The sequence below is a fragment of the Geomonas oryzisoli genome (assembly GCF_018986915.1).
GTDB lineage: Bacteria > Desulfobacterota > Desulfuromonadia > Geobacterales > Geobacteraceae > Geomonas > Geomonas oryzisoli.
Genome location: NZ_CP076723.1, coordinates 1,510,650 through 1,533,291 on the forward strand (window position 1 = coordinate 1,510,650; position 22,642 = coordinate 1,533,291).

Here is a 22,642-nt window from a genome sequence, read left to right on the forward strand (position 1 = left end):
TTACTCGGTGCCGCGCAGGGTCTTGCTGAACTCTTCCATCAGCTGCTTGTTCAGGTAGAAATAGGGCTTCTCGATGGTGCCGCTGAAGCCGTAGTTGCGGTAATTCATCATGACCGGGTCGTCGGTGCGGCCGCTGGAGACGTACCCCTTGGCGCCGGGGTCTATCTCGAGCAGGCGTTGCATCGCCTCCTGTCCTCCCATGCCGCCCGGGATGTTGAGGTCCAGGATCACGGCGGCGAAGGTGTCGCCGGTTTGGTGCCGCTCATGGTAAATCTCCACGGCCTGGGCGCCGTCGTTGGCGAACTCCACCTCGAAACCGTAGCGCTTCAGGGTTTCCCCCGCTACGAACCGGACCATCTCGTCGTCGTCCATGACCAGTACTTTGGCCGGCCGTTGATTCTCATTTCCCATAACAAGTTACCCTAGTTACACGGTTGTTAAGCTGCTTGAGACGTGCTATTAATCTATAGCCGGTATGTCCGTGCCTGGCAAGTGACTTTTTTACTAGCGAAATCAAATCTGTTCAAGGAGAACTGCAATGGCCAAGGTGAAGTCGCCGGTCACGGCCGCCATCCGGGTACTGCGGCAGGCGGGAGTTACCTTCGGCGAGCATCCCTACCAATACGAGGAGAAGGGCGGCACCGCCGTTTCGGCGCGCGAGCTGGGCGTCGACGAACACAGCGTCATCAAGACCCTGATCATGGAGGACGAGACCCGCGCGCCGCTCGTGGTGCTGATGCACGGCGACCTGCAGGTTTCCACCAAGGAGCTGGCCCGCGCCATCGGCGTCAAGAGCGTCACCCCCTGCACCCCCGACACCGCCAACCGGCATTCCGGCTACATGGTGGGAGGGACCTCTCCCTTCGGCACCAGGAAGCAGATGCCGGTCTACATCGAGGAGAGCATCCTCGAACTCCCCCTCGTCTACATCAACGGCGGCAGCCGCGGCTTCCTGGTTTCGCTGCCTCCCTCCGAGCTGCAGCGGGTGCTGAAGCCGATCCCGGTCAAGGTGGGGATCTAGACGTGGCGGCCGATCTCGCCCCCGTGTTCAGGGCCGCGGCCGAGGCAGTCGCCGGCGCGCAGGCACTCGTCGTTACCGCGGGCGCCGGCATGGGGGTCGATTCCGGACTCCCCGATTTCCGCGGCGACACCGGCTTCTGGCGCGCCTATCCCCTGTACCAGCGGCTCGGCATCAGCTTCGTCGACGCCGCCAACCCCGAGCACTTCGAACACGATCCGGCCTTCGGCTGGGGCTTCTACGGCCACCGCACCAACCTCTACCGCGCCACGGTTCCCCATGCGGGCTTCGCGCTCCTGCGCGACTGGGCCGCGCGCTATGGCCTCGACCTGTTCGTGGCCACCTCCAACGTGGACGGGCAGTTCCAGAAGGCCGGCTTTCCGGAGCAGGCAGTACTCGAGTTCCACGGCTCCATTCACCACCTGCAGTGCACCGGCCCCTGCTGCGACCGGATCTGGGACAACCGGGAAGCGTTCCGGATCGATGAGGAAACGATGCGCGCCGACCACGTGCCGCTTTGTCCCCGCTGCGGCCGGGCGGCGCGCCCCAACATCCTCATGTTCGGCGACTACGCCTGGATCGGCGACCGCACCCAAAGGCAGCAGGAGCACTTCCGGCAGTTCCTGTCCCGCCACTTAGGCAGGCGCATCACGGTCGTCGAACTGGGCGCCGGGACCGCCATCCCCACCGTGCGTGCCGCCAGCGAGCGGATCGGCTCCCTCTCCGGCGCGCGGGTCATCCGCATCAACCCGCGTGAGCCGCAGATCCGGCAGCCGCACCTCTCCCTTCCCTGCGGCGCCGTGGAGGGGTTGAGCGGCATAGAACGGATGCTGCGCTTGGCTGCCACCTGAATACGTCCTCTCACTCCCCAATTCTCCCTCCCCCGGAGGGGGAGGGCGGGGGAGGGGGAAACCCGCCAAAGCTGCCCCCCTCCCGACCTCCCCCCTCCAGGGGGAGGAGCCCGGCTCTCAACGGCATCCACCATTTCGTTTTTTTCTTTCAGACACCCTCCTTTTTCGTATACGCGAACCACAAAAAACCCTTGCGTTTTAAATTCTTAGTTGTTAGTATGCACATTTTTTAGGCAGATAAGGAAGTCATCACATATGCAAAACACGGTGGCCATCGGCTCCCTTACCTTGAAGAATCGGGTATTTCTGGCCCCTATGGCCGGCATCACCAACCTCCCCATGCGCATCATCGCGCGCGAGGGGGGCGCCTCCCTCACCTTTACCGAGATGGTCAGCGTCAACGGCCTGACCAGGGAGGGGCGCAAGAGTTTCGACCTGCTGAAGACGACCCCCGAGGACCGTCCCATCGGGATGCAGCTCTTCGGCGACGAGCCGGAGATGCTGGCCGAGGCGGCGCGGCTGGTCGAGGGATACGGCGAGCTGATCGACATCAACATGGGCTGCCCGGTGAAGAAGGTGGTCGGCACCGGCGCCGGCAGCGCGCTGATGAAGGACCCGGCCAAGGTGGGACGCATCGTCCGTTGCGTGCGCAAGGCGACCTCGCTCCCCTTTACCGTGAAGATCCGGACCGGCTGGGTCTGCGGCGACGATACCTTTCTCGAGGTGGGGCGCATCGCACAGGAAGAAGGGTGCGACGCCATCACCCTGCACCCCAGGAGCCGGGCCCAGATGTTCGAGGGGAAGGCGAACTGGGCCAAGCTTGCTGAACTGAAGAGTGCCCTGAAGATCCCGGTGATCGGCAGCGGCGATCTCTTCAGCGCGGACGACGTGGTCCGCATGTTCCGGGAGACCGGTTGCGATGCGGTGATGGTCGCCCGCGGCGCGATGGGGAATCCCTGGCTGTTCCGGGAGGCGCTCGCCCTTATGGCAGGCGAGGTCCCGGTGCCGCCGACGGTGGCGGAACGACTTGCGGTTGCCCGCAGGCATTTCGAGCTCTTCACGGAGTTCGAGGGGGGCAGAGTGGCCCTGATGGAGATGCGCAAGCATCTCGCCTGGTACTCAAAGGGGCTTCCGGGAGCCGCACAGTTCCGTGCCGCGGTGAACCGGATCGAGCATGCTGCCGAGCTTGTCGGGGCGATGGAGGAGTTCTTTAATGGCTGACCGGTTGGAGAACTATTACGCGAATGTGGTCGACAGCGTGGGCGACGGCGTCATCGTCCTGGACAACACCGGTGCCGTGACGCTGGTGAACCCCGCTGCCGAGGAGCTGACCGGCGTGTCCAAGCGCCAGGCGCTGGGGCATCTGTTCAGCGAGATCTTCAAGGGTGACGCGGCCCTCAACGAACTGGTGGCGAAGACCGTCAGCACCGGGATGTCCGTCTCCGACCACGAGAACATCGTGCTCAAAAGGGGAGGGCGCATCACCCCGGTGGGGACCAGCACGTCGCCGCTTTTGAGTTCGAGCGGCGAGCGGATCGGCACCATCGTGCTCTTGCGCGACCTCACCAACGTGCGTGAGCTCGAGAGCGCCGTGCGCCAGGCGGACCGGCTTTCCTCGCTGGGCGCACTCGCCGCGGGGCTCGCCCACGAGATCAAGAACCCGCTGGGCGGCATCAAGGGGGCGGCCCAGCTCCTGGAGATGGAGTTCCCGGACAACGAGGATCTCAGGGAGTACGTGCGGGTCATGCTGAAGGAAGTGCAGCGGGTCAACGTGATCGTCGAGGAACTGCTCGGCCTCGCTTCCCCCGGGCGGCTTAAACTCGGCAAGGTGAACCTGCACCGGGTTCTCTCCGATATCGTCCTGTTGCAGAAAAACGCCTGCGACGGCAAGGAGCTCTACCTGCAGCAGTACTTCGATCCGAGCATCCCCCCGATACTGGCGGACGAGGCGCTCCTGACCCAGCTGTTCCTCAACCTGATCAAGAATGCCATGGAGGCCGTGGGCACCGGCGGCGTGGTCAAAGTGACCAGCCGGGTTCTGGCCGACTACGCCCTGACCCAGAAGGGGGAGCGGCGGGCCCGCATGGTGGCCATCGACATCACCGACAACGGTCCCGGCATTCCGGCGGACGTACTGGAGAACATGTTCACCCCGTTTTTCACCACCAAGTCGCAGGGCACGGGGCTAGGGCTTGCCATCTGCCAGAAGATCGTGTCCGAGCACCGCGGCATGATCCGCGTCGATTCCGATCCGTCCCGCGGCACCGTCTTCACCGTCATGCTGCCGCTGGTGCAATAATTTACAGCCGTTCAACGTTCTACGTTCAAGGTTCGATTGCGCCTCTTGCAGAGACGCCGTCATCCTGGCCTGACCTGCAGCGTGGCAAGTCAAGGCGTAGAGTCCAATGCCGGATGACCGCATCGAACGTTGAACGTCGAACATTGAACGGTTTTTAGGAGTTTTTATGTCTATCAACAACATTCTCGTGGCGGATGACGAAGAGAGCATGCGCTGGGTCCTTTCCAAGGCCCTCAAGAAGAAAGGTTTCAACGTCGAGCTGGCCAAGGACGGCAACGAGGCGCTCAAGCTCATCAAGGAAAACGTCTACGACCTGGCGCTTTTGGACATCAAGATGCCGGGCGTCACGGGACTGGAGCTGCTGGATCGGGTCAAGGAGGAACGCGCTGACCTGATGGTGGTGATCATGACCGCCGAGGCGAGCATGAAGAACGCCGTCGAGGCGATGAAGCGCGGCGCCTACGACTACCTGACCAAGCCCTTCGACTTGGGCGTGATCGACGCGGTCGTGGAGAAGGTGAGCCGGGCGCGCGAGATGACCTCACAGGTTTCGCTCCTGAAGGAAGAGCTCGCGGACCGTTACCAGCTCGAGAAGACCATCATCGGCAACTCCCCCGCCATGCGCGAGGTCTACAAGACCATCGGCAAGGTGGCCCCTTCCGACGTCACCGTCCTGGTGCAGGGGGAGTCGGGTACCGGCAAGGAGCTGATCGCCCGCGCCATCCACTACAACTCCAAGCGCCTTGGCAAGCCCTTCATCCCGCTCAACTGCGCCGCCATCCCCAAGGAGCTGCTGGAAAGCGAGCTGTTCGGCTTCGAGAAGGGCGCCTTCACCGGCGCCACCGAGCGGAAGCTGGGCAAGTTCGAGCAGGCCAACGGCGGCACCATCTTCCTGGACGAGATCGGCGACATGCCCATCGACCTGCAGGCCAAGATCCTCAGGGTGCTGCAGGAGCGCGAGATCACCAGGACCGGCGGCAACCAGAGCATCCCGGTCGACGTCAGGGTGGTGGCCGCCACCAACCAGGATCTCGAGGAGAGCGTGCGCAACAAGCAGTTCCGCGAGGACCTCTACTACCGCCTCAACGTGATCCCGATCCAGCTGGTGCCGCTGCGCGACCGCAAGGAGGACATCCCGCTCCTGGTGCAGTACTTCCTGGGCAAGATCTGCGCGGAGCTCGAGGTGCCGCAAAAGCGCACCTCGGCCGATGCCGTGAAGCTCCTCTCCAACTACAACTGGCCCGGCAACATCCGCGAACTGGAGAACACCATCAAGAGAGCCGTGATCCTGTCGCCCGACCCGCTCCTGGTTGCCTCCGATTTCCCCGGCCTCAGGAACCGGCAGGGGGAAGGTAAGGGGGAGGAATTGTCGCTGGAGGGGATCGTCGATCTCAAGCTGCGCGGCTGCTTCTCCAACATGGAGAAGATGGAGAGCGGCGACGTGCATGCCATGGTGCTGGAGCAGGTCGAGCGTCCGCTGATCCGCTTCGTTTTGGAGAAGACCCGTGGCAACCAGGTGCGTGCCGCGGACATCCTGGGCATCAACCGCAACACCCTCAGAAAGAAGATCACCGAACTGGGCATCGAACTGCGCAAGGAGTAAGAGGAAGATTGAGACTTCAAAACCCTCACAACCATTAGCCACGGAGATAATCTGAGCACATCGGAGAAACCTTTCGGTTTTACCCCAGATTATTGTTTTTCTCAGATTTTCTCAGAAGTTCTCCGTGGCTAATGGTTTTTTTTGTCTTATCTCAACCTGCTTTAGGAGGTGTTATGACCCTGCTGGAAAGATTTTTCCTGGAAAAAGAGAGTGCTCAACTGGTGGTGGTCGACGTGCAGGACAAGCTTTGCCGCGCCATGGATGAGAAGGTGCTGGGGAAGCTGACCAACAACATCTCCATTCTGCTCGATGCGGCGGCCGAGTTGGGGATCCCGGCGCTTGCCACCGAGCAGTACGTGAAGGGGCTCGGTGAAACGGTCCCCTCCTTGAAGGAGAAGCTTTGCACGCCGAGCCTGGAGAAGATGACCTTCAGCTGCTGTGGCGGAGAAGGTTTCCTGGAGACGCTGGAGAAAAACGGCAGGCGTCAGGTCATCCTGACCGGGATGGAGACCCACGTCTGTGTGCTGCAGACCGCGCTGGAGCTTCTATCCCGCGGCTACGTGGTGCACCTGGTGGTCGACGCGGTGATGAGCCGCAAGAAGCACAACTGGGAGATCGCGCTGCAGACCATGACCCAGGCCGGTGCGGTCATGACCTCGACCGAATCGGTGCTGTTCCAGTTGCTGCGCGTCGCCGGCACCGAGGAGTTCAAGAAGCTTTCTAAGCTCGTGAGGTAGGGGAGAGGGTGCTGACGTAGCGGTCGATGCGCTCCCGGTCTTCATCCGAGATCCCGACGAATTGGATGCCCAATCCGACGGGGAGCGTGTTCTTCACCCGGGCCTTGCTGGTGTTGAGCCAGGCGATGCGCCCCTTGGTCTGGATGATGGCGCCTGCCGGCTCGGGGAGCGCGAAGAGCAGCTCCATCTCGGTTCCCTTGTCGAGATCGACATCGGCGGCGAGGTAGAGGCCGTTTTGGCTCAAATTGACGCTGAAGCCCGAGAGGGTGAGGCCGAAGGCGCGGAACTTCACGTTGAAGCGGCAACTTCCCCTCCGGTCGCGCCGGTCCACCGCAGGAAGGAGTTTGCGGGACGCCTCCAGGAAGATAACACGATCGAGAGGTTTGAAGACGATATCGTCGCAGCCCGCCGCCAGGCAGAGGCGGCGATCGGCCTCCTTCCCTTCAGAAGCGGTGAGAATCACCGCTGTGGAGAGTCGGGGGTCTTTTTTTATGGTGCGGCAGCATTCGGCGCCGTCCATGACCGGCATATGCAGGTCCATGATCACGAGGTCCGGATGTTGTTCCCGGCAGATCTGCAGGGCCTCCTCACCGTTGCGGGCGGTAAAGATATCCACCGCGGAGAGGGAGAGAAAATCCTTTTCCAGTTCCAGGAACATACTCACGTCATCGACCAGCAGGACCTTGTGTGCCACGTGTACTCCGTTCGGTGTCATCAAGTGTGGAAGGGACTGGCTCCGTAGGTGCCTGTCCCTCTTGCGGAACGCTCCACTCCGCCCAGCCATCTTACCCAAGCCCCAAGGGGACAGGCACCTGGCGGAGCCAGTCCCCTCCTTCGGTAAAGGGCTCGAAGGTGTAGAACATAAAAAAAGGGGGGCGAAAAAACCTCGCCCCCCGGATTGCTTGCCGATTACCCTTTCGCCAGCGTCTTCGCGATCACATCATGGTTCAGCCAGAACACCGGCGCCTGCGGGTTCCACGAGCTGTTGAACATGAGGCTGCCCACCCCCTGGAACACGGCGCGGGAGAGCACGGCGCAGACGATCTCCTTCTGGTCCGCGTTCATGCTGATCAGCTCCGCCGAGGTATTCAGCATGTACTCCTGCTGCTCCGGCTTGTTGTGCTGCGGCCAGCTGTCGAAGTCCCGGGTGCTGGTGATGAGCTCGGAGGTGAGGTAGGTGTTGGCGATCTTCAGCAGATCGTCGACCGTGGTCCCCTCGCGCAGCAGCGCCTGGCACTCGTTGACCACCGACTGCACGCCCTCGGCGCGCAGGGCGCCCATCAGCGGATAGAGGGAGTTCTCTACGCCGAGGAAGAGTGCGCTCGAGTTGGTGAGGATCTCGGGGCAGTTGTACACGGTCGCCTTGATTCCCTTCTCCCATGCCTCGATGGCGATGTCTTCCAGGCGGATCTTGGCCCACCCCTGCAGGTACGGGGTGTAGGACTGCCAGGTGATGACGCCGTCGATCAGCACGCCGGTGCCGTGGTAACCGTAGGCCGCGTAATGGGTGTCGTGCTTCTCCCTGAGGCCCGCGGTGGCGTCGATCAGGTAGCGGAAGGTGTCCGCGGTGACTTCGTTGAAGCTCGCGTCGCACAGCTTGCCCATGTCGGAGTTCCAGAAGGCCTCCGAGGAGAGGAAGCGGTCGCCCTGCCCCTTGAACAGCTTGTTCAGGATCGGCATGAAGACGCGGGCGCGCGGGATGCCGCCGGCCATGGTGTGGACCACGAGCAGCTTGCTGCCGGCGGGGATCACCTTCTCCAGTTCGGCCACCACGGCCGCAAGGTTCTTGCAGAAACGCTCGGTGCCGCGCTGTTTGGAGTACTCGACCTCCGCCGGGTCCAGCTTGACTGAAGCCCAGTCATCCGGCTTCACGCCTTTGAAACGGTCCACCGGAGCGATGCCGTCCTTGCCGGGCTCCATGTCGAAACCGGCCTCCAGCGGGATGTTGATGATCTTGCCGCCCAGCCCTGCCTCGGCGGTGGCGAGCTCTTCCTCGTTGAGCGGGCGCAGCGTGCCGTCCGCATCGCGCCTGCCGACGGTGGCACCGATGATGGTCATCCCCTTGGCCCTGGCCTCGTCCACGATGCCGTTGGCGTAGCCGCGGCCGAACAACTCGCCGCACAGAAACAGTACGTCCCCTTCCTTATAACCGGCGGTAGCCGGCACTTCCTTCATTGCATGGTATCTGCTCATCTAGGTTCCTTTCTATGTGTTGTGTGCTCCTCCCCCCGGAGGGGGGAGGTGGGGAGGGGGGAACGCTTGAGATGCAACGGCGCCCCTCCCTAGCCCTCCCCCTCCGGGGGAGGGAACTCTATTGGTTACGGGTTAATATTCTTCCCTGTTGCTCAGGTTCTCGAAGCGGGTGAACTCGCCTCTGAAGGCGAGGTCGACCGTGCCGATGGGACCGCTTCTGTGCTTGCCGATGATGACCTCCGCCTTCCCCTTGAGGTCCTCGTTCTCCTTGTCGTACACCTCGCCGCGGTAGACGAACATGATGATGTCGGCGTCCTGCTCGATTGCACCGGATTCGCGCAAGTCGCTCATCATCGGGCGCTTGTCGGTTCTCTGCTCCAGGCTTCGGTTCAGCTGCGACAGGGCGATCACCGGGATACCCAGCTCCTTGGCCAGCGCTTTGAGCGAGCGCGAGATCTCCGAGATCTCCTGCTGGCGCGATTCGCTATTGGCGCCGCCGCGCATGAGCTGGAGGTAGTCGATGACGATGATGCCGATGTCGTGTTCGGCCTTGAGGCGCCTCGCCTTGGAGCGCAGTTCCATCACCGTGATCGAGGGGGTGTCGTCGATGAAGATCTTGGAGTTGTGCAAAAGCCCCGCACCCTTGATCAGCTTGGGCCAGTCGTTTTCCTGCAGGTGCCCCGAGCGCAGCCGGGTGAGGTCGACCCGCGAGGCGGAGCAGAGAAGCCTCTCCACCAACTGCTCCTTGGGCATCTCCAGCGAGAAGATGGCAGCCGGGAACTTCTTGTCCGAGTCGACCGCCGCGTACTGGGCGACGTTGAGCGCGAAGGTGGTCTTACCCATCGCCGGACGTCCCGCGATGATGACCAGGTCGCCGGCGTGAAAGCCCGCGGTCAGCTTGTCGAGGTCGGTATAGCCGGTGGGGACGCCGGTCACCAGCTCCTTCTTCTCGTACAGGAGCTCGATGTTCTTGATGGTGTCCTTGAGGATGTCGCTGACCTTGTAGTAGGACGGGCGGAGCTTGTTCTCCGAGATCTCGAAGATCACCTTCTGCGCGGAATCGAGCAGTTCCTCGACCTCGACCTTGTCCTCGAAACCGTTGCTGACGATGTCGGTGGCGGCGGAGATGAGCTTCCTGGTGATGTACTTCTCCTTCACGATCTTGCAGTAGTAGGAGATGTTCGCCGCCATCGGGACGAAGTCCACCAGCGTGGCCAGGTAGGCGCCGCCTCCCACCTCTTCCAGCTCACCCTTCTTGCGCAGGATGGTGGTCATGGTGATCAGGTCGCAGGGCTCGCCGCGCTCGTTCAGTTCGATCATGGCGCGCATGATCTTTCTGTGGCTCTCCCGGTACATCTCTTCCGGCGAAAGGACCTCGAGCACGCGGTTGATCGCCTCGTTGTCGACCAGGATCCCACCCAGGATCGACATCTCCGCTTCGATGCTCTGCGGCGGCAGTTTTCTCATGTCCGCTTGGTTCATGCAGTTCCTCAAAAACAAAAAGCTGCGCCTGGGCGCGGCTGCACATACGGGTTAGGCTGAAGCGTCGAATAGTACCCGTTACCGGCGCCGGGGTCAACAAAATTGACGGTTTGCAAAAGAAAGTTGCCGGGTTGACAGGGGCTGCGCGTGTGTTTGCGGCAGCTACACGCCGCACTCCTTCAGGAAGGCCAGCGACTTCAGTTCCCGGTCCAGGTGGAGGTCGATGGCGGGGTTCAAAAGGAGGTCCGCCTCGCGCAGCAGCACGTCCGGAAAGACCACGGCGCCGAAGCGGCCGGTCTGCATGGCGCGGGCGAGCAGCGACGCCGTTTCCTCGGAGACGCCGCGCACCTGCAGCTCGGGTTGGTAGCCCAGTATCTTCAGGAGGTTCACCGCGAAGAAGCGTCGATCGGAGGGGGAGGCGGGGGCGTCGTTGAGGCGTTCCAGGTAGCAGTACAAAAGGCGGAACAGGCGCGGGCTCGGTTCTTCCTCGGGGGTGAGCCGCTCCACCAGTTCGCAGGCGTAGGCGGCGCAGCCGATCTTGGCTAAGTCGGCGCGGATGCCGGGGAAGATGCCGAGGATGTCGGCCCCCGAGAGGGTGGGTAGCCCGGTTCCCAGGTGCAACTGGACCTTGAGGTGTGCGAAGGGCTCCAGGGCGCCGGCGAAGCGTTTCTTGCTCCTCTTGGCGCCGCGCGCCACCCCCTGCAGCTTCCCCTGTTCCAGCGTGAACAGGGTCACGATGCGGTCCGCCTCCCCGAAGTCGGTGAGGCGCAGCACTATCCCTTCAGCCTCCGCGTTTTTCATGGATTGGAAAGTAGCATCATGGCAGGGGTGGAGTCAACGGGGCATCTGCAGAGACGATCGGCCTTCTTATCGGCAGGGTCATCACTCCCTCCCCCGGAGGGGGAGGGCTGGGGAGGGGGAAGCGGGGCAGCCCCCCACCCGACCTCCCCCCTCCTGGGGGAGGAGGATGGACTTACCCGCGTATGTTCAACCTGTGCATCAAAAGCCCCAGGTACCGGTTCAGCGGGTGGCTTCTCGGCAGGGACTTGATGGGCGGGGTTCCCCTGGTGCCGCACTTGGCCAGTTCGGTGTAGAATTCCTGACCTCCGCCCATCTGCACCCCTTTGCGCAAGGTCTCGAGTCCTTTACCCTTTTCGCCGGCCAGCACCTCGATTCGGCCCAGATTCAGTCGGATGCGCAGGTTGTCCGGGTCGTCCCGCAACGCCTGTTCGGCAAGCTTCAGCGCCTCACTGCAGTCCCCGCCGCTTTTGGCCTGGCTGAAGGCGAGGTCGGACGCGGTTTCCGGGGACTGCTCCAGGGCCTGGGCCTGGCCGAAGCAGCAGCGGGCCAGGAAGTAGAGCTGACGGTTCAGCGCCTCTACCCCCTTTGCCCGCAGTTCGAAGACGTCGCTGCCCGGCTGGATCTGATCCACCTTTTCCATCACCAGATAGGTCGTCGGCGGACTTCCTTCCAGGGATTCCTCCCGGTGCAGCTCCATGAAGGAGCAGGGGGGCTGGGGGAAGTGCACGTCGCCCTGGTACTCGCCGTGCACCACGGTGAGGTAGATCCTCTGGCACAAGGGGAGCGCCTCGCGGAACACCGCCTCACCGCCGCAGATGAACAGTTCCTCGTCTCCCTCGGCGGCCGCGATCCCTTCCTGCAGGGTGCGGGCGATGATGATCCCGTCGGTCCTCCCCATGCTCTTGCTGAGCACGATGTTCTTGCGCCCGTCCAGCGGGTGGCCGATCGACTCGAAGGTCTTTCTCCCCATCAGCACCGCATGCCCCATGGTGAGGCTTCGGAAGCGAGCCAGGTCGGCGGGAATGCTCCAGGGAAGCTTCCCGTGCGCTCCTATAACCCTGTTGTCAGACATGGCAGCTATGATGGAGATGATCATGAGGCCTCCGCGGTCACCTGTGATTGCAGTACATTAGCGCAGCGTCACCACTGTGACACCGTCGCCGCCTTCGAAACGCTCGCCGGTGCGGAACTCCGCCACCAGCGGATGTCCGGTCAGGTAGCTTCGAACCCCCTTCATCAGGGCGCCGGTCCCCTTGCCGTGTACGACGCGCACCTCGGAGAAGCGCTCCAGCGAGGCGTGGTTCAGGAACGGCTCCAACTCGCCGATCGCTTCCTCCACCCGCATCCCGAGGAGGTTGATGCTGGTCGCGGGCTCGGCGGCAGCTTCCTCTTCCTGCTGGCGGGCGCGCTGCTTACGTACCTTCTTCGGTTCTTTCCCTTTGGGCTTTAACAGCGATGACAGGGCGACATCCAGTTCCATGCTCCCGGCCCGCACCCGGGCACGCCCGGCACGGCGGTCCACGGAGAGGATGGTGGCGTCCAGGTTGAGCGGCTTCACGAAGAGGACATCCCCCGCGGCGACCTGGTCCGGGTCGACGTTCTCCTCGGGGTGCAGCCCGTCCAGCGCCGATTCCACCTCGCGTGCCGCCTGGTCCAGCTTCTCCTTCGCCTCGCGCGCCTTGTCGCGCTTGGCCTCGTCGATCATGGCCGCCACCTCGCGACGGGCCTTGGAGATGATCTGCTGCGCTTCCAGAAGTCCCTTCTCACGGGCGTCCTGCACCAGCTTGGCCGCCTCGTCGCGGCGGTCCACCAGGTTGCGCTCCGCGCGTCCCAGCTTCTCCTCTCGCTCGGAAAGTTCGGCGAGGGTGCGGTCCAACTGCTCGCGCTTCTCCTTCAGGTCGCGCAACAGCGCGTGGAAGTCCGCCTCCATGGTGCCGATCATGCCCCTGGCGAAGGTGACCACGCGCTCGGGGAGGCCGTAGCGGCTGGCGATCTCCAGGGCGTGCGATTCCCCCGGTTCTCCCACCACCAGCCGGTATAGCGGCGCAAGCTTCTGTCGGTCGAAGGCCATGGCGGCGTTCACCATCCCCGCCTCGCGCTGCACGAAGCCGATGATCTCGGTGAGATGGGTGGTGGCGACCACCAGCGCCCCCTTGTTCTGCAGCTCCTTCAGCACGGCGCAGGCGATGGCCGCCCCCTGTCCCGGCTCGGTGCCGGTGCCGAGCTCGTCCAAAAGGACCAGCGCGCCGCGATCGGCGTGTTCGATGATGCTGGAGATCTTGGAGATGTGGGCCGAGAAGGTGGAGAGGCTCTCCTCGATGGACTGCTCGTCGCCGATGTCCACCAGGATGCTCTCGACCTTCGGGAGCACGGTGCCGGGTAGGGCGGGGACCGGCATGCCGCACAAGGCCATCACGGAGAGCAGTCCCGCGTTCTTGATGGCGATGGTCTTGCCGCCGGTGTTGGGACCGGTGACCACCATGACCCGGTTCTCCACTGCCAGTTCCAGGTCCAGGGGGACCACCTCTTTCCCCATCAGGGTGAGGATCGGGTGGCGCGCCGACTTGAGCAGGATGGTCGGCGTGTCTGCGATGACCGGGGTCTCGCTTTTCAGGCGGTCGCTCAAGGTGGCGATGCAGTTCAGGATGTCGAGCTCGACCAGCGCCTCGAACTGCTGCAGGATCTCCTCGGCGTCCTCCCTGATCCAGTCGCAGATCTGCCGGACGATGCGGATCTCCTCGGCCCGTTCGTCGGCCACCAGGTTCTCCAGTTCGTTGGCGAGGCCGATGATCTCCAGGGGCTCCATGAAGGCGGTCTCGCCGGAGTTGGAGACGTCATGCACCACCCCCGGCACCATCCCCTTGGAATCCATGCGCACCGGGATCACCCAGCGCCCCGATCTCTGGGTGATGAAGTCGTCCTGCAGGAAGATCGCCGTGTGCCGCTCGCGCACGATCTCTTCGAGCCGCTTCTTGATGCGGGCGGTGAGCCCCTTCTTGCGGCCGCGGATGTCTGCCAGAAGGCGCGAGGCGGTGTCCAGGATCTCCCCCTCCTCGTTCACCGTGTGCTCGAGAGGGTTCAGCAGGTCGGGGAAGCCGCTGATGCAGCCGGCCTCGGCAAGCAGCAGCGGAACGTCGGTACGGTAGGCGAGCTGCGAGGCCACCGCGGCCATGACCCGCAGGGTGGGGATGAAGCGCTGCAGCGCGATGGGCGCGATGACGGCGCCCGCGGGGCGGACCGCCTTCACCTGCGGGGTGATGTCCTCGAAGGGGGCGAGCTTCAGCGCGATGCCGAGCCGGGTCAGTTTCCGGATCTCGTCGACGAGCCCCAGGCGCAGTTCCATCTCCTGGCGGCTTTTCAGCGGAGTTATGGCGAGGGCACCCTCGTGGGATGCCTCGCAGTGGGCGAAGGTTGCGGCGGTTTCCAGGATCTTGTCGAATTCCAGCCGCTTCAGGGTGTCCTTATTGATCATGTAGATAACTCCGGGGGGATAAACAGGCAAAGGCGTATTACAAAAACCAGGCGACCGGGCTGAAAAGACGCTCAAGGACGCGCACCGGCCATCCCCTTCTCTCGTGCTCGTGCAGCACGATGCGCCGCGTGCCGGCGAAGTCGCTCTCCAGCATGTGGGCGACGTGGGCGCCGAAGTCGTGGCTGTCCACCACGACGTTGAGCTCGTAGTTCCTGTGGAAGCTTCTCAGGTCCATGTTGGCCGAGCCGACCATGGTCCAGTTGCCATCGATGAGGAGCACCTTGGCGTGGAGGACCGCGCTGTCCATCTCGTGGATCTCGATGCCGTTTTTCAACAGCTGGCCGTAATAGGTCCGGCTCACCAGGCGCACCAGGGGCACATCGCTCTTGTAGGGGAGCAAAAGCCGCACCCGCACCCCGCGCCCCGCGGCCCTAAGCAGCGACCGCACCACCCGCGGTCCCGGTATGAAGTACGGGCTCGCGATGGTGACGCTTTCCGATGCCCCCGCGATGGCAACCCTGAAGGCGCTCCTGATGAAGCTTCGCTTCTGGTGTGGTCCGCCGTTCACTACCATGACTTTCGCATCGCCGTCAAGTTCCGGCATCGGAGCGGGATCGGTTCCCACCGGCGGCACGCCGACCTCCTCGGTCCAGGTCTCCCGAAACAGGCGCAGCAACTCGATTCCTGCCTCCCCTTCGATCTTCAGGCCCACGTCGCGCCACTTGGTCTTCTTCTTGCCGAAACCGGAGTAGACGTCGGCGATGTTCATGCCGCCGGTGAAGATGCGCCAGCCGTCGATGATGACGATCTTTCGGTGGTCGCGTTTGTCGAACCAGGCGATCCCGCGGCGGAAGGGGGGCGGGTTGAAGGGGGCGCAGTTGACGCCTCCCTTGGTGAGTTTCTTGAAGTAAGCGGCAGGGGTGTCGAAACAGCCGATGTAATCGTAGAGCACGTAAACCCTGACCCCGCGCGAGGCTGCGGCGATCAGGGCGTCTGCCACCCGGTGACCGGTCTCGTCGTCCGCGATGGTGTAAAACTCGAGGCAGATGCTTTTGCCGGCATGGGGCAGGGCCTCCAGCAGTGCGGTGAAGAATTCGGATCCGTAGCGGTACAGCGTGGCGCGGTTGCCCAAAAACGTGACGGCCTCGGTGTTCCTCCTGAAGAAGTCGAAGAACTTCGCGGTTTGAAACAGCAACTGCCTTCTTTTTCGCCGCACGCTGGTCATAGGCCGATCCAAAAGCGAAAGCGCGGAAATAACGTCAACCGGTTACTTCCGCGCTTCGGGTGTTACGACTAAGGGGGGTACCCGTTAGACAGAGACAACTTCCTTGACGCCGGGGATCTTATCCTTGATGGTCCTTTCGATCCCCATCTTGAGGGTCATGGTGGACATCGGGCAGTGGCCACAGGCGCCTACCAGGCGCACCTTGACGATGCCGTCGTCTGTTACTTCTACGAGTTCAACATCGCCGCCGTCAGCCTGCAGCGCCGGCCTGATGTTTTCCAAAATTGCTTTTACTTCCTCGGTCATTTACTCCTCCGTGAGCTTTGGTTTGGCATGGTATGAGTCTATAGGATTTTTACAATAATTGCAAAGCCAGCCGACACTCCCTCGGGATGATCTTGCACCAGTCCCCTCTCCCCCCGGGAGAGGGTGCCCGGAGGGCGGGTGAGGGCTGTGCCGGCTCTGATTAGCCCCCGACACTGCGGCGGTGTTTTGTCGGTGAGAAAGCGCACCTCCCCCCGGAGGGGGGAGGCTGGGAGGGGGGAAGCCGTGAGCCGCTGCGTTCCCCCTCCCTGTCCCTCCCCCTTCCGGGGGCGGGAACGCTTCAGCAACTTTCTCAGAAGTATCCTCGCAACTGCTAATCCTTGCCGTGCACGCCCGGTGTGGTGAGCGGGTAGGGCGCCAGCACCTCCTCGAGCTCCTCCTCGGTCAGTATGCCCCGCTCCAGGATCACCTCGCGGATACTCTTGCCGCTCTTCGCGGATTCCTTGGCCACCTCCGCCGCCGCCGCGTAGCCGATGCTGGGCGCCAGCACCGTGGCCAGTCCCACGGACTGGTCCAGGAAGGTGCGGCAGCGCTCCTCGTTGGCGCTGATGCCGGTGACGCACAGCGTGGTCAGCTGGTGCAGGCAGTTTTTCAGGATCTCCATGGCGAAGAGCAGGTTGAAGGCTATGACCGGCATCATCACGTTCAGTTCCAGCTGCCCGGCCTGGGCTGCCAGCGCCACGGTCAGGTCGCACCCCATGACCTGGAAGCAGACCATGTTGGTCACCTCGGGGAGCACCGGGTTCACCTTGCCCGGCATGATCGAGGAACCCGGCTGCATGGCGGGTAGGTTGATCTCGCCCAGACCGGTGCGCGGCCCGGAAGAGAGCAGGCGCAGGTCGTTGGCGATCTTGATCAGGTTGACCGCGGTCCCCTTGACGCTCGAAGAAAGGGCGACGAAGGGATCCATGTTCTGCATCCGCTCCACGAGGCTCTCGCCGCGGGTCAACTCCTGCCCGGTCTCTCGCGCCAGTGCCTCGACGACCAGGTCGATGAAGGCCTGCTCGGCGTTGAGACCGGTGCCGACCGCGGTCCCTCCGATCCCCAGTTCCCTGAGGCCGGCAAAGGTGCGTTCGATGCCGGAACGGTTGTTGGCGATGGCGATGGACCAGGCGGAAAACTCCTGCCCCAGGCGGATCGGCACCGCGTCCTGCAGGTGGGTGCGCCCCGATTTGAGGATGTGGTCGAACTCGATCCCCTTGCGGGCGAATGCGTCGGAGAGGTCGCGCAACTCGTTGTCCAGCTCGTGGGCCAGTTCCAGCGCCGCGAGCCGCATCGCCGTGGGGAAGACGTCGTTGGTGGACTGAGCCATGTTGACATGGTCGTTGGCGTTCACCCGGGCGTATTCCCCGCGGGTGCCGCCTAAGATCTCGTTGGCGCGGTTGGCCAGCACCTCGTTCACGTTCATGTTATGGGAGGTGCCCGCGCCGGCCTGGAACGGGTCGACCACGAACTGGTCGGCGAACGATCCGGCAAGCGCCTCGTCGGCGGCCTTGACGATGGCGTCGCCGATTTCCTTGGCGAGCCGGTGCGTGGTCATGTTGGCGATGGCCGCGCATTTCTTGATCCGGACCGTGGCGCGCACCAGGGCCTGGTGCGGCTTCAGCCCGGAGATGGGGAAGTTGTTCACTGCACGCTGCGTCTGGGCACCGTAGTAGGCGCTTTCGGGTACCTCGACCGTCCCCATGGTGTCTTTTTCCAAGCGGTATGTCATGACTAGCTCCTCGTTTTTCTGTTAAAGCAGACCGAGTCTCTGTCTCATTATTCCGCTATCAGTGTACCAGATCCGCCAGTGTCAGCAGCTCTTCGGTCGTTTTCATCTCGAAGACAGGGCATCCCATCGATTCGGGGACGGCCAGATCGACCCGGTAGCGGTCCCCGACGAAAAGCGCCTCCTGCGGGCGGCAGTCGATCTTCGCCAGGATGTCTTCGATGATCCTGCGATCGGGCTTCGGGATCCAGGAGTCCTCGATGGTGAACACCCGGTCCAGCAGGTCGCCCACGCCGATCTGCTTCATGATCCGTCCGGAAAGGTCGCGGTTGTTGTTGGTGTAGAGGTGGAGTCGGAAGCTGGTCGACAGAAGCTGCAGCAGTTCCCGGACCCGGCGGTCCGGTTTGAGCAGCCGTTCGGGATGGCAGTCGGCGGCGAACCTTCTGTGCATCTCCTGGAGGGTTCCCCCCAGGGACACCACGGCGCGGCTCAGGGTGCCGGCTACGCCGTCCGCGGCACGGGTCGCCTCGAGGAGGACTTCCGCCTCCGCCACGGAGATATCTTTGAGGGCGGCCACGTAGTGGATGGCGCTTTGGTTGACCTCCTCGCCCAGCCGGTCCTCCTGGTACAGCGTCCCGTCCAGGTCGAATACGATCGCCTTCAGCTGCTTGCCGCGCTCGGGGCGCGTCACAGCCCCATCCCCCATTTTCTCATGCACAGAAGCTGCGGGTTATCCACCCCCTTGGCCTGGATCAGCACCTTGAAGGTGTCGCCCATGCCACCCTCGGGCATCATGAGCTTCTTGATGGCCAGCCGGTGCTTCAGGCTTTCATGCTCATCTTTGGCCTGCGCCACGAGCTGCATCAGTTCCTCGAGCAGCCCCACGCCCATCAGGAAGCGGTACTGTTCGCCGTACCAGACCGCCGCGAGTCCTCGCTCCTTGCCGGCCTCGATCAGCGAGCTGAAGTTGATGTGCGTGGTGATGTCCTGCTCCCCCACCAGTTGGTACGGGTCCTCGTTGGTGCTGTGCTTGTGGTAGCAGAGCAGGGTGCCGTTGCGTCTTTGCGGGGTGTACAGCTCCTCGGAGAGGTAGCCGTAGTCGATGGTAAGGACAAAGCCGCGCTCAAGCGTCGCGGCGGCCGAAGCGATCCAGGCCGGTGCGGCCAGGTTGATCTCGGCACGCTGGCCGGGCATGAGCCGCACGTCGAAGCTGCGCAGATAGGCCTCCAGTTCCGGAGTGGATGGGGGAAGGAGCCTTTCGCGGAAGCTGTTGGCGTCAGCCGAGACGAACACCTCCTTGAGCCCTTGCTCCGTCATCTCGATCAGGTGCACCGGCATGGCGTCGAACAGTTCGTTGGAGATGATGCACCCGGTGAACTTGAGAGCGCCCTCCGCCAGTTCCTTGGGCGAGCTCCAGGCCAGCCTTTCGGCGTGCCGCGCAAGGCGTGCGGCCTGGGCCTCCTGGAGAGACGGCTCCTTCTCGATGAGGCGGTAGGTGAGCGCAGCGTAAAAGGCGGGATTCTCCTCTGCGATGGCGTCCAGGATGTCCTGCGCCAGTTGACCGCCACCCGCGCCGGCCTCGGCGATGGTGAAGGATTCCGGCGAGTCGAGCAGTTGCCAGAACCGGCCGATCTCGCGGGAGATCAGGCGGCCGAAGGCGCTGTGCACGTTCATGCTGGTGTAAAAATCACCCTCGGCGCCAACCTTGCGCCCCGGGGAGGTGTAGTAGCCGAGGTCGGGTTCGTAGAGTGCGCTCTCCATGAAGGAGGCGAAGGTGATATCACCGCGGGAGCGGATGCGTTTGAGTAAGATTTCTGCCAGTTTCGTCGTCGCTGCTGCCTCTGCCATTAAAAGCCCTCCTGAATCTGAAGGTCTTTTTATATACGGAACGAAAATGGTTGTCAACGCAGGGTGAGTAAAGGGGGAGGGACGTTAGCTGTTACTGTTGATGCAGACAGTACGACCGCGCCGTACTACGTTCAGGAGCAGCAGTAAACTCAAGCGTACCCGCCCCCGGAGGGGGAGGGACAGGGAGGGGGATGGTAGATCTGCGCCGTCGCTTGCACCATTGCCGCGAGTTCCTCGCGCAGGTGCGCCGGCTGCAGCAGTTCGGCGTGGGCGCCGTAGGAGAGAAGCCAGGCGAGGATCTCCATCTTGCCGCCGGCATGAAAGCTTAAAAGAAGGGTACCGTCCTGCTGCACCTCGATCTTCTGCGAAGAGTGCCAGACTCGGTCCCTGATGGCGTGGGCGATGGAGGCGGAGAAACGGATCACGACATCCATGGGAGGCTCCGCCACGATGCCGAAGGCCTCGCCCAGCGCGGAGCCGGGATGAAAACCTTCCGGTATCTCGAAGCGCTCCTTCAAGGGCTCGACGCCGCAGATGCGTTCGACCGCGAAGGTGCGTAGCGCCTCACGCTCCTGTGCGTACCCCAGGAGGTAGATGCCCCCTTTCTGGAAAAGCAGGGTGTAAGGGTCGACCCGGTAGGCGACGGCCTCGGGCCGACCGGGGGAGTGGTAGGAGATGACGACGGTCTGCTGGTAAAGAAGGGCGTTGCGGATCTGTTGCAGGTATTCGGCGCAGCGCGAGTAATCGCGTTTTCCCTGCAGAAGCGGCAGGGACACCTCGGCGATGCGCTCCATGTGGGCGGCAAGGCGCGGCGGCAGCACCGAGTTCACCTTGCGGAAGACGCCCTGCATGTCTTCCATGAACGGGGTTCCCTTGAGGAGGTCGAGCTGGGAGCGCAAAAGGGAAAGGGTCATCAGCTCCTGCAGCGTGAAGCTGATGGGGGGGACGTCCTTGAACCGGGTCAGGAAGCGGTACACCTTCTCGCCGTCCTGCCAGTCCGAGATGAGCGGGTAGCCCGCCTCCTGGATGGCGACCAGGTCGCGGTGGATGGTGCGCTTGTTGACGCCGGTCTCCTCGGCGAGCTCGGCCACGGAGATGCCGTGACGCGCCTCGATGAGGCGGATCACGTCGTGGACCCGGCCCGCCTGGGAGTATTTGCGCGCGGGACGTCCCTTCCCGGTCACGGCTGCTCGGGCTGCTGGGGTTGCTGCTCTGCCGGCTTCGCTTTGGGTTTGCGGCGACGGCGTTTGCGCTTGGCAGGTGCATCACCGTTAGCGGCCGCCTCGCCTGCAGGCGCGCTTTCGACCGGGGCGGACGCCTGGTCCTTCTGCTCCGCCTTCTCCTTGGCCGAACCGGACCTGCCGCCTCTGCCGCGCGACTCGCCGCGCCCGGATTTCTCAACGCGTCCGCCGGATTTGCCGCCCCTGCCGCCGGGTTTCTCCTCGGTGCGGCGCGGAGGCCTCGCGGTCCTCTTGTAGTCGTGGACGAACATGTCGTCCTCGGCCCACTCGGTGGGTATCTTCTGCTTGATGAACTCCTGGATGGGTTCGATGAAGAAGGCGCCGTCCTCGTCGGCCAGCGAGATCGCCATCCCCTCGGCGCCGGCGCGGGCGGTGCGGCCGATGCGGTGCACGTAATCCTCGCAGTCCTGCGGCAGGTCGTAGTTGATGACGTGAGAGACCCCCTCGATGTGGATGCCGCGGGAGGCCACGTCGGTGGCGATCATGATCGGCAGGAGCCCCGCCTTGAAGTCGGCCAGGATCTTCATCCGTTTTCTCTGCTCGACGTCGCCGGATATGACCTTGGCGGGAAACTCGTTGGCGTTCAGGCGGTCCTGCAGGTATTCGGCCTCGCGCTTGGTGTTCACGAAGATCATGGTCCGCTCCATGCCCATCTTGCGGAGCAGGCCGAGGAGCAGCGGGAACTTCTCCTTGCGCGCCACGTGGTAGAGCACCTGCTCCACGCGCTCGGCGGTCATCTGTTCCGGCGTCACGGAGACCTTCTCCGGCATGTTCATGAACTCGTAGGCGAGTTCCATGACGCGGGTGTTCAGCGTGGCGGAGAAGAGGAGGTTCTGGCGCTTGTCGTAGGGGGGGAGCCTTCTCAGGATGAAGCGCAGGTCGGCGATGAAGCCCATGTCGAACATGCGGTCGGCCTCGTCGATGACCAGGGCCTCGATGTCCTTCAGGGAATAGACCTTTTGTTTGAGGTAGTCGATGAGGCGTCCGGGGGTGCCGATGACGATGTCGGCGCCGGCCTTGAGCGCGTCGCGCTGCTTCATGTAGTCCACGCCGCCGTAGATGGCCTGGACGGTGAAGCCGGTGTGTTTGCCGAGGGCCTGGGCGTCCTTCTCGATCTGGACTACCAGCTCGCGGGTGGGCGCGAGGATGAGGGCGCGGGGATGGTTGACGGCGCCGGTTTTCTGCTGGCTCAGCAGTTTGGTGAAGACGGTGATGAGGAAGGTGGCGGTCTTGCCGGTGCCGGTTTGTGCCTGGCCGGCGACGTCCTTGCCGGTGAGGGCAAGGGGAAGCGCCTTTTCCTGTATCGGTGTGCAGTCGGTGAAGCCGGTTTCCTCGATGCCCTTCTGGACCAGTTCCGGCAGCTGCAGCTCGGTGAATTTCATGTTTGTGTTTTCCTTTTTTGCCTTATTTCAACCGGATACAATTAGCATGTTGTGAGAGAAATGGCAATGACAGAAAGGCGAGCAGGGGCGCAAGGGTAAAATCAAAAGCTTCAACGCGAAGGCGCAGAGTCGCGGAGGCGCAAAGGGAAGCGGTAGTGTCATGTCGGTAATTGCCTTGTCAGCATCTGCTCATCATGGCGACCTGACGTAACGTGTCTCGCCTTATAGTTTGGTTTTCTTGGCGACGTTGCGGCTTTGCGTTAAATAAAATGGTCTTCAGTTTTTCGGTTCTGCCCCTTCCTGTTTTTATTCCTTTGCGTCTTCGCGCCTTGGCGCCTTTGCGTTAAATGTTTTTGCTGGTGGGCCTTTGTCTCGATGCTTTTTGCTTTTAGCGCCTTTGCGGCTTTGCGTGACAGGCATTATGTGTTATCTTCCCCCGCGACAAAATCCGCAAG

The 22,642-nt window shown here is 63.0% G+C and carries 20 protein-coding genes; 6 read left to right on the plus strand and 14 right to left on the minus strand.

The features are described from left to right. Complete coding sequence (locus tag KP004_RS06635; RefSeq protein ID WP_216801567.1) at positions 1 to 411, minus strand: response regulator; 411 nt, start codon at positions 409 to 411, stop codon at positions 1 to 3. Positions 412 to 538: 127 nt separating this feature from the next. Here KP004_RS06635 and ybaK point away from each other — a divergent pair, with 127 nt between their 5' ends. The 6 genes from ybaK to KP004_RS06665 all read left to right on the plus strand — a co-directional run bounded on the left by ybaK (position 539) and on the right by KP004_RS06665 (position 6,508). Beyond that, entirely contained in the window at positions 539 to 1,021 is a 483-nt protein-coding gene (ybaK, locus tag KP004_RS06640; RefSeq protein WP_216801568.1) for a Cys-tRNA(Pro) deacylase, read from the plus strand. A gap of 2 nt (positions 1,022 to 1,023) precedes the next feature. Then, complete coding sequence (locus tag KP004_RS06645) at positions 1,024 to 1,869, plus strand: SIR2 family NAD-dependent protein deacylase (RefSeq protein WP_239026970.1); 846 nt, start codon at positions 1,024 to 1,026, stop codon at positions 1,867 to 1,869. Between the two features lie 255 nt (positions 1,870 to 2,124). Beyond that, positions 2,125 to 3,090, plus strand: coding sequence for a tRNA dihydrouridine synthase DusB (gene dusB, locus KP004_RS06650; protein ID WP_216801569.1), 966 nt, complete (start codon positions 2,125 to 2,127; stop codon positions 3,088 to 3,090). After that, on the plus strand, positions 3,083 to 4,168 hold the full coding sequence (locus tag KP004_RS06655; RefSeq protein ID WP_216801570.1) for a two-component system sensor histidine kinase NtrB: 1,086 nt from the start codon (positions 3,083 to 3,085) through the stop codon (positions 4,166 to 4,168). The genes dusB and KP004_RS06655 overlap by 8 nt, the downstream gene beginning before the upstream one ends. A gap of 166 nt (positions 4,169 to 4,334) precedes the next feature. After that, positions 4,335 to 5,771: a sigma-54-dependent transcriptional regulator gene (locus tag KP004_RS06660; protein ID WP_216801571.1), complete on the plus strand. Its 1,437-nt coding sequence runs from the start codon at positions 4,335 to 4,337 to the stop codon at positions 5,769 to 5,771. 173 nt (positions 5,772 to 5,944) lie between these two features. Then, positions 5,945 to 6,508, plus strand: coding sequence for a hydrolase (locus KP004_RS06665; RefSeq protein ID WP_216801572.1), 564 nt, complete (start codon positions 5,945 to 5,947; stop codon positions 6,506 to 6,508). On the opposite strand, the gene KP004_RS06670 is transcribed toward KP004_RS06665, so the two are convergent. The 13 genes from KP004_RS06670 to KP004_RS06730 all read right to left on the minus strand — a co-directional run bounded on the left by KP004_RS06670 (position 6,492) and on the right by KP004_RS06730 (position 22,187). Next, complete coding sequence (locus KP004_RS06670; protein ID WP_216801573.1) at positions 6,492 to 7,202, minus strand: response regulator; 711 nt, start codon at positions 7,200 to 7,202, stop codon at positions 6,492 to 6,494. The genes KP004_RS06665 and KP004_RS06670 overlap by 17 nt on opposite strands. Positions 7,203 to 7,417: 215 nt before the next feature. Continuing rightward, positions 7,418 to 8,701, minus strand: coding sequence for an enoyl ACP reductase FabMG family protein (locus KP004_RS06675; RefSeq protein ID WP_216801574.1), 1,284 nt, complete (start codon positions 8,699 to 8,701; stop codon positions 7,418 to 7,420). Between the two features lie 132 nt (positions 8,702 to 8,833). Next, positions 8,834 to 10,183: a replicative DNA helicase gene (gene dnaB / locus KP004_RS06680; protein WP_183348586.1), complete on the minus strand. Its 1,350-nt coding sequence runs from the start codon at positions 10,181 to 10,183 to the stop codon at positions 8,834 to 8,836. A 162-nt stretch (positions 10,184 to 10,345) separates the two neighbouring features. Next, on the minus strand, positions 10,346 to 10,984 hold the full coding sequence (gene recO / locus KP004_RS06685; protein ID WP_216801575.1) for a DNA repair protein RecO: 639 nt from the start codon (positions 10,982 to 10,984) through the stop codon (positions 10,346 to 10,348). A gap of 172 nt (positions 10,985 to 11,156) precedes the next feature. Continuing rightward, the gene (locus tag KP004_RS06690) at positions 11,157 to 12,080 is read right to left on the minus strand and encodes a dihydrofolate reductase (protein ID WP_216801576.1); all 924 of its coding nucleotides are present in this window, start codon (positions 12,078 to 12,080) and stop codon (positions 11,157 to 11,159) included. A 33-nt stretch (positions 12,081 to 12,113) separates the two neighbouring features. Further along, a complete protein-coding gene (locus tag KP004_RS06695) occupies positions 12,114 to 14,456 on the minus strand; it encodes an endonuclease MutS2 (protein ID WP_216801577.1) in 2,343 nt (780 codons plus the stop codon). Positions 14,457 to 14,493: 37 nt separating this feature from the next. Next, the gene (locus KP004_RS06700) at positions 14,494 to 15,681 is read right to left on the minus strand and encodes a phospholipase D-like domain-containing protein (RefSeq protein WP_216801578.1); all 1,188 of its coding nucleotides are present in this window, start codon (positions 15,679 to 15,681) and stop codon (positions 14,494 to 14,496) included. An 84-nt stretch (positions 15,682 to 15,765) separates the two neighbouring features. Beyond that, the gene (locus KP004_RS06705) at positions 15,766 to 15,987 is read right to left on the minus strand and encodes a NifU family protein (protein ID WP_216801579.1); all 222 of its coding nucleotides are present in this window, start codon (positions 15,985 to 15,987) and stop codon (positions 15,766 to 15,768) included. 331 nt (positions 15,988 to 16,318) lie between these two features. Further along, positions 16,319 to 17,719, minus strand: coding sequence for an aspartate ammonia-lyase (locus KP004_RS06710; protein WP_216801580.1), 1,401 nt, complete (start codon positions 17,717 to 17,719; stop codon positions 16,319 to 16,321). Positions 17,720 to 17,777: 58 nt separating this feature from the next. Beyond that, entirely contained in the window at positions 17,778 to 18,407 is a 630-nt protein-coding gene (locus KP004_RS06715) for an HAD family hydrolase (protein WP_239026971.1), read from the minus strand. After that, positions 18,404 to 19,564 (minus strand): class I SAM-dependent methyltransferase, encoded by a 1,161-nt coding sequence (locus KP004_RS06720; RefSeq protein WP_216801582.1) that lies wholly within the window; start codon positions 19,562 to 19,564, stop codon positions 18,404 to 18,406. The genes KP004_RS06715 and KP004_RS06720 overlap by 4 nt, the downstream gene beginning before the upstream one ends. Positions 19,565 to 19,713: 149 nt before the next feature. Then, complete coding sequence (locus tag KP004_RS06725) at positions 19,714 to 20,748, minus strand: helix-turn-helix transcriptional regulator (protein WP_216801583.1); 1,035 nt, start codon at positions 20,746 to 20,748, stop codon at positions 19,714 to 19,716. After that, positions 20,745 to 22,187, minus strand: a complete 1,443-nt coding sequence (locus tag KP004_RS06730; RefSeq protein ID WP_216801584.1) for a DEAD/DEAH box helicase — start codon at positions 22,185 to 22,187, stop codon at positions 20,745 to 20,747. The genes KP004_RS06725 and KP004_RS06730 overlap by 4 nt, the downstream gene beginning before the upstream one ends. Between the last annotated feature and the right edge of the window lie 455 nt (positions 22,188 to 22,642).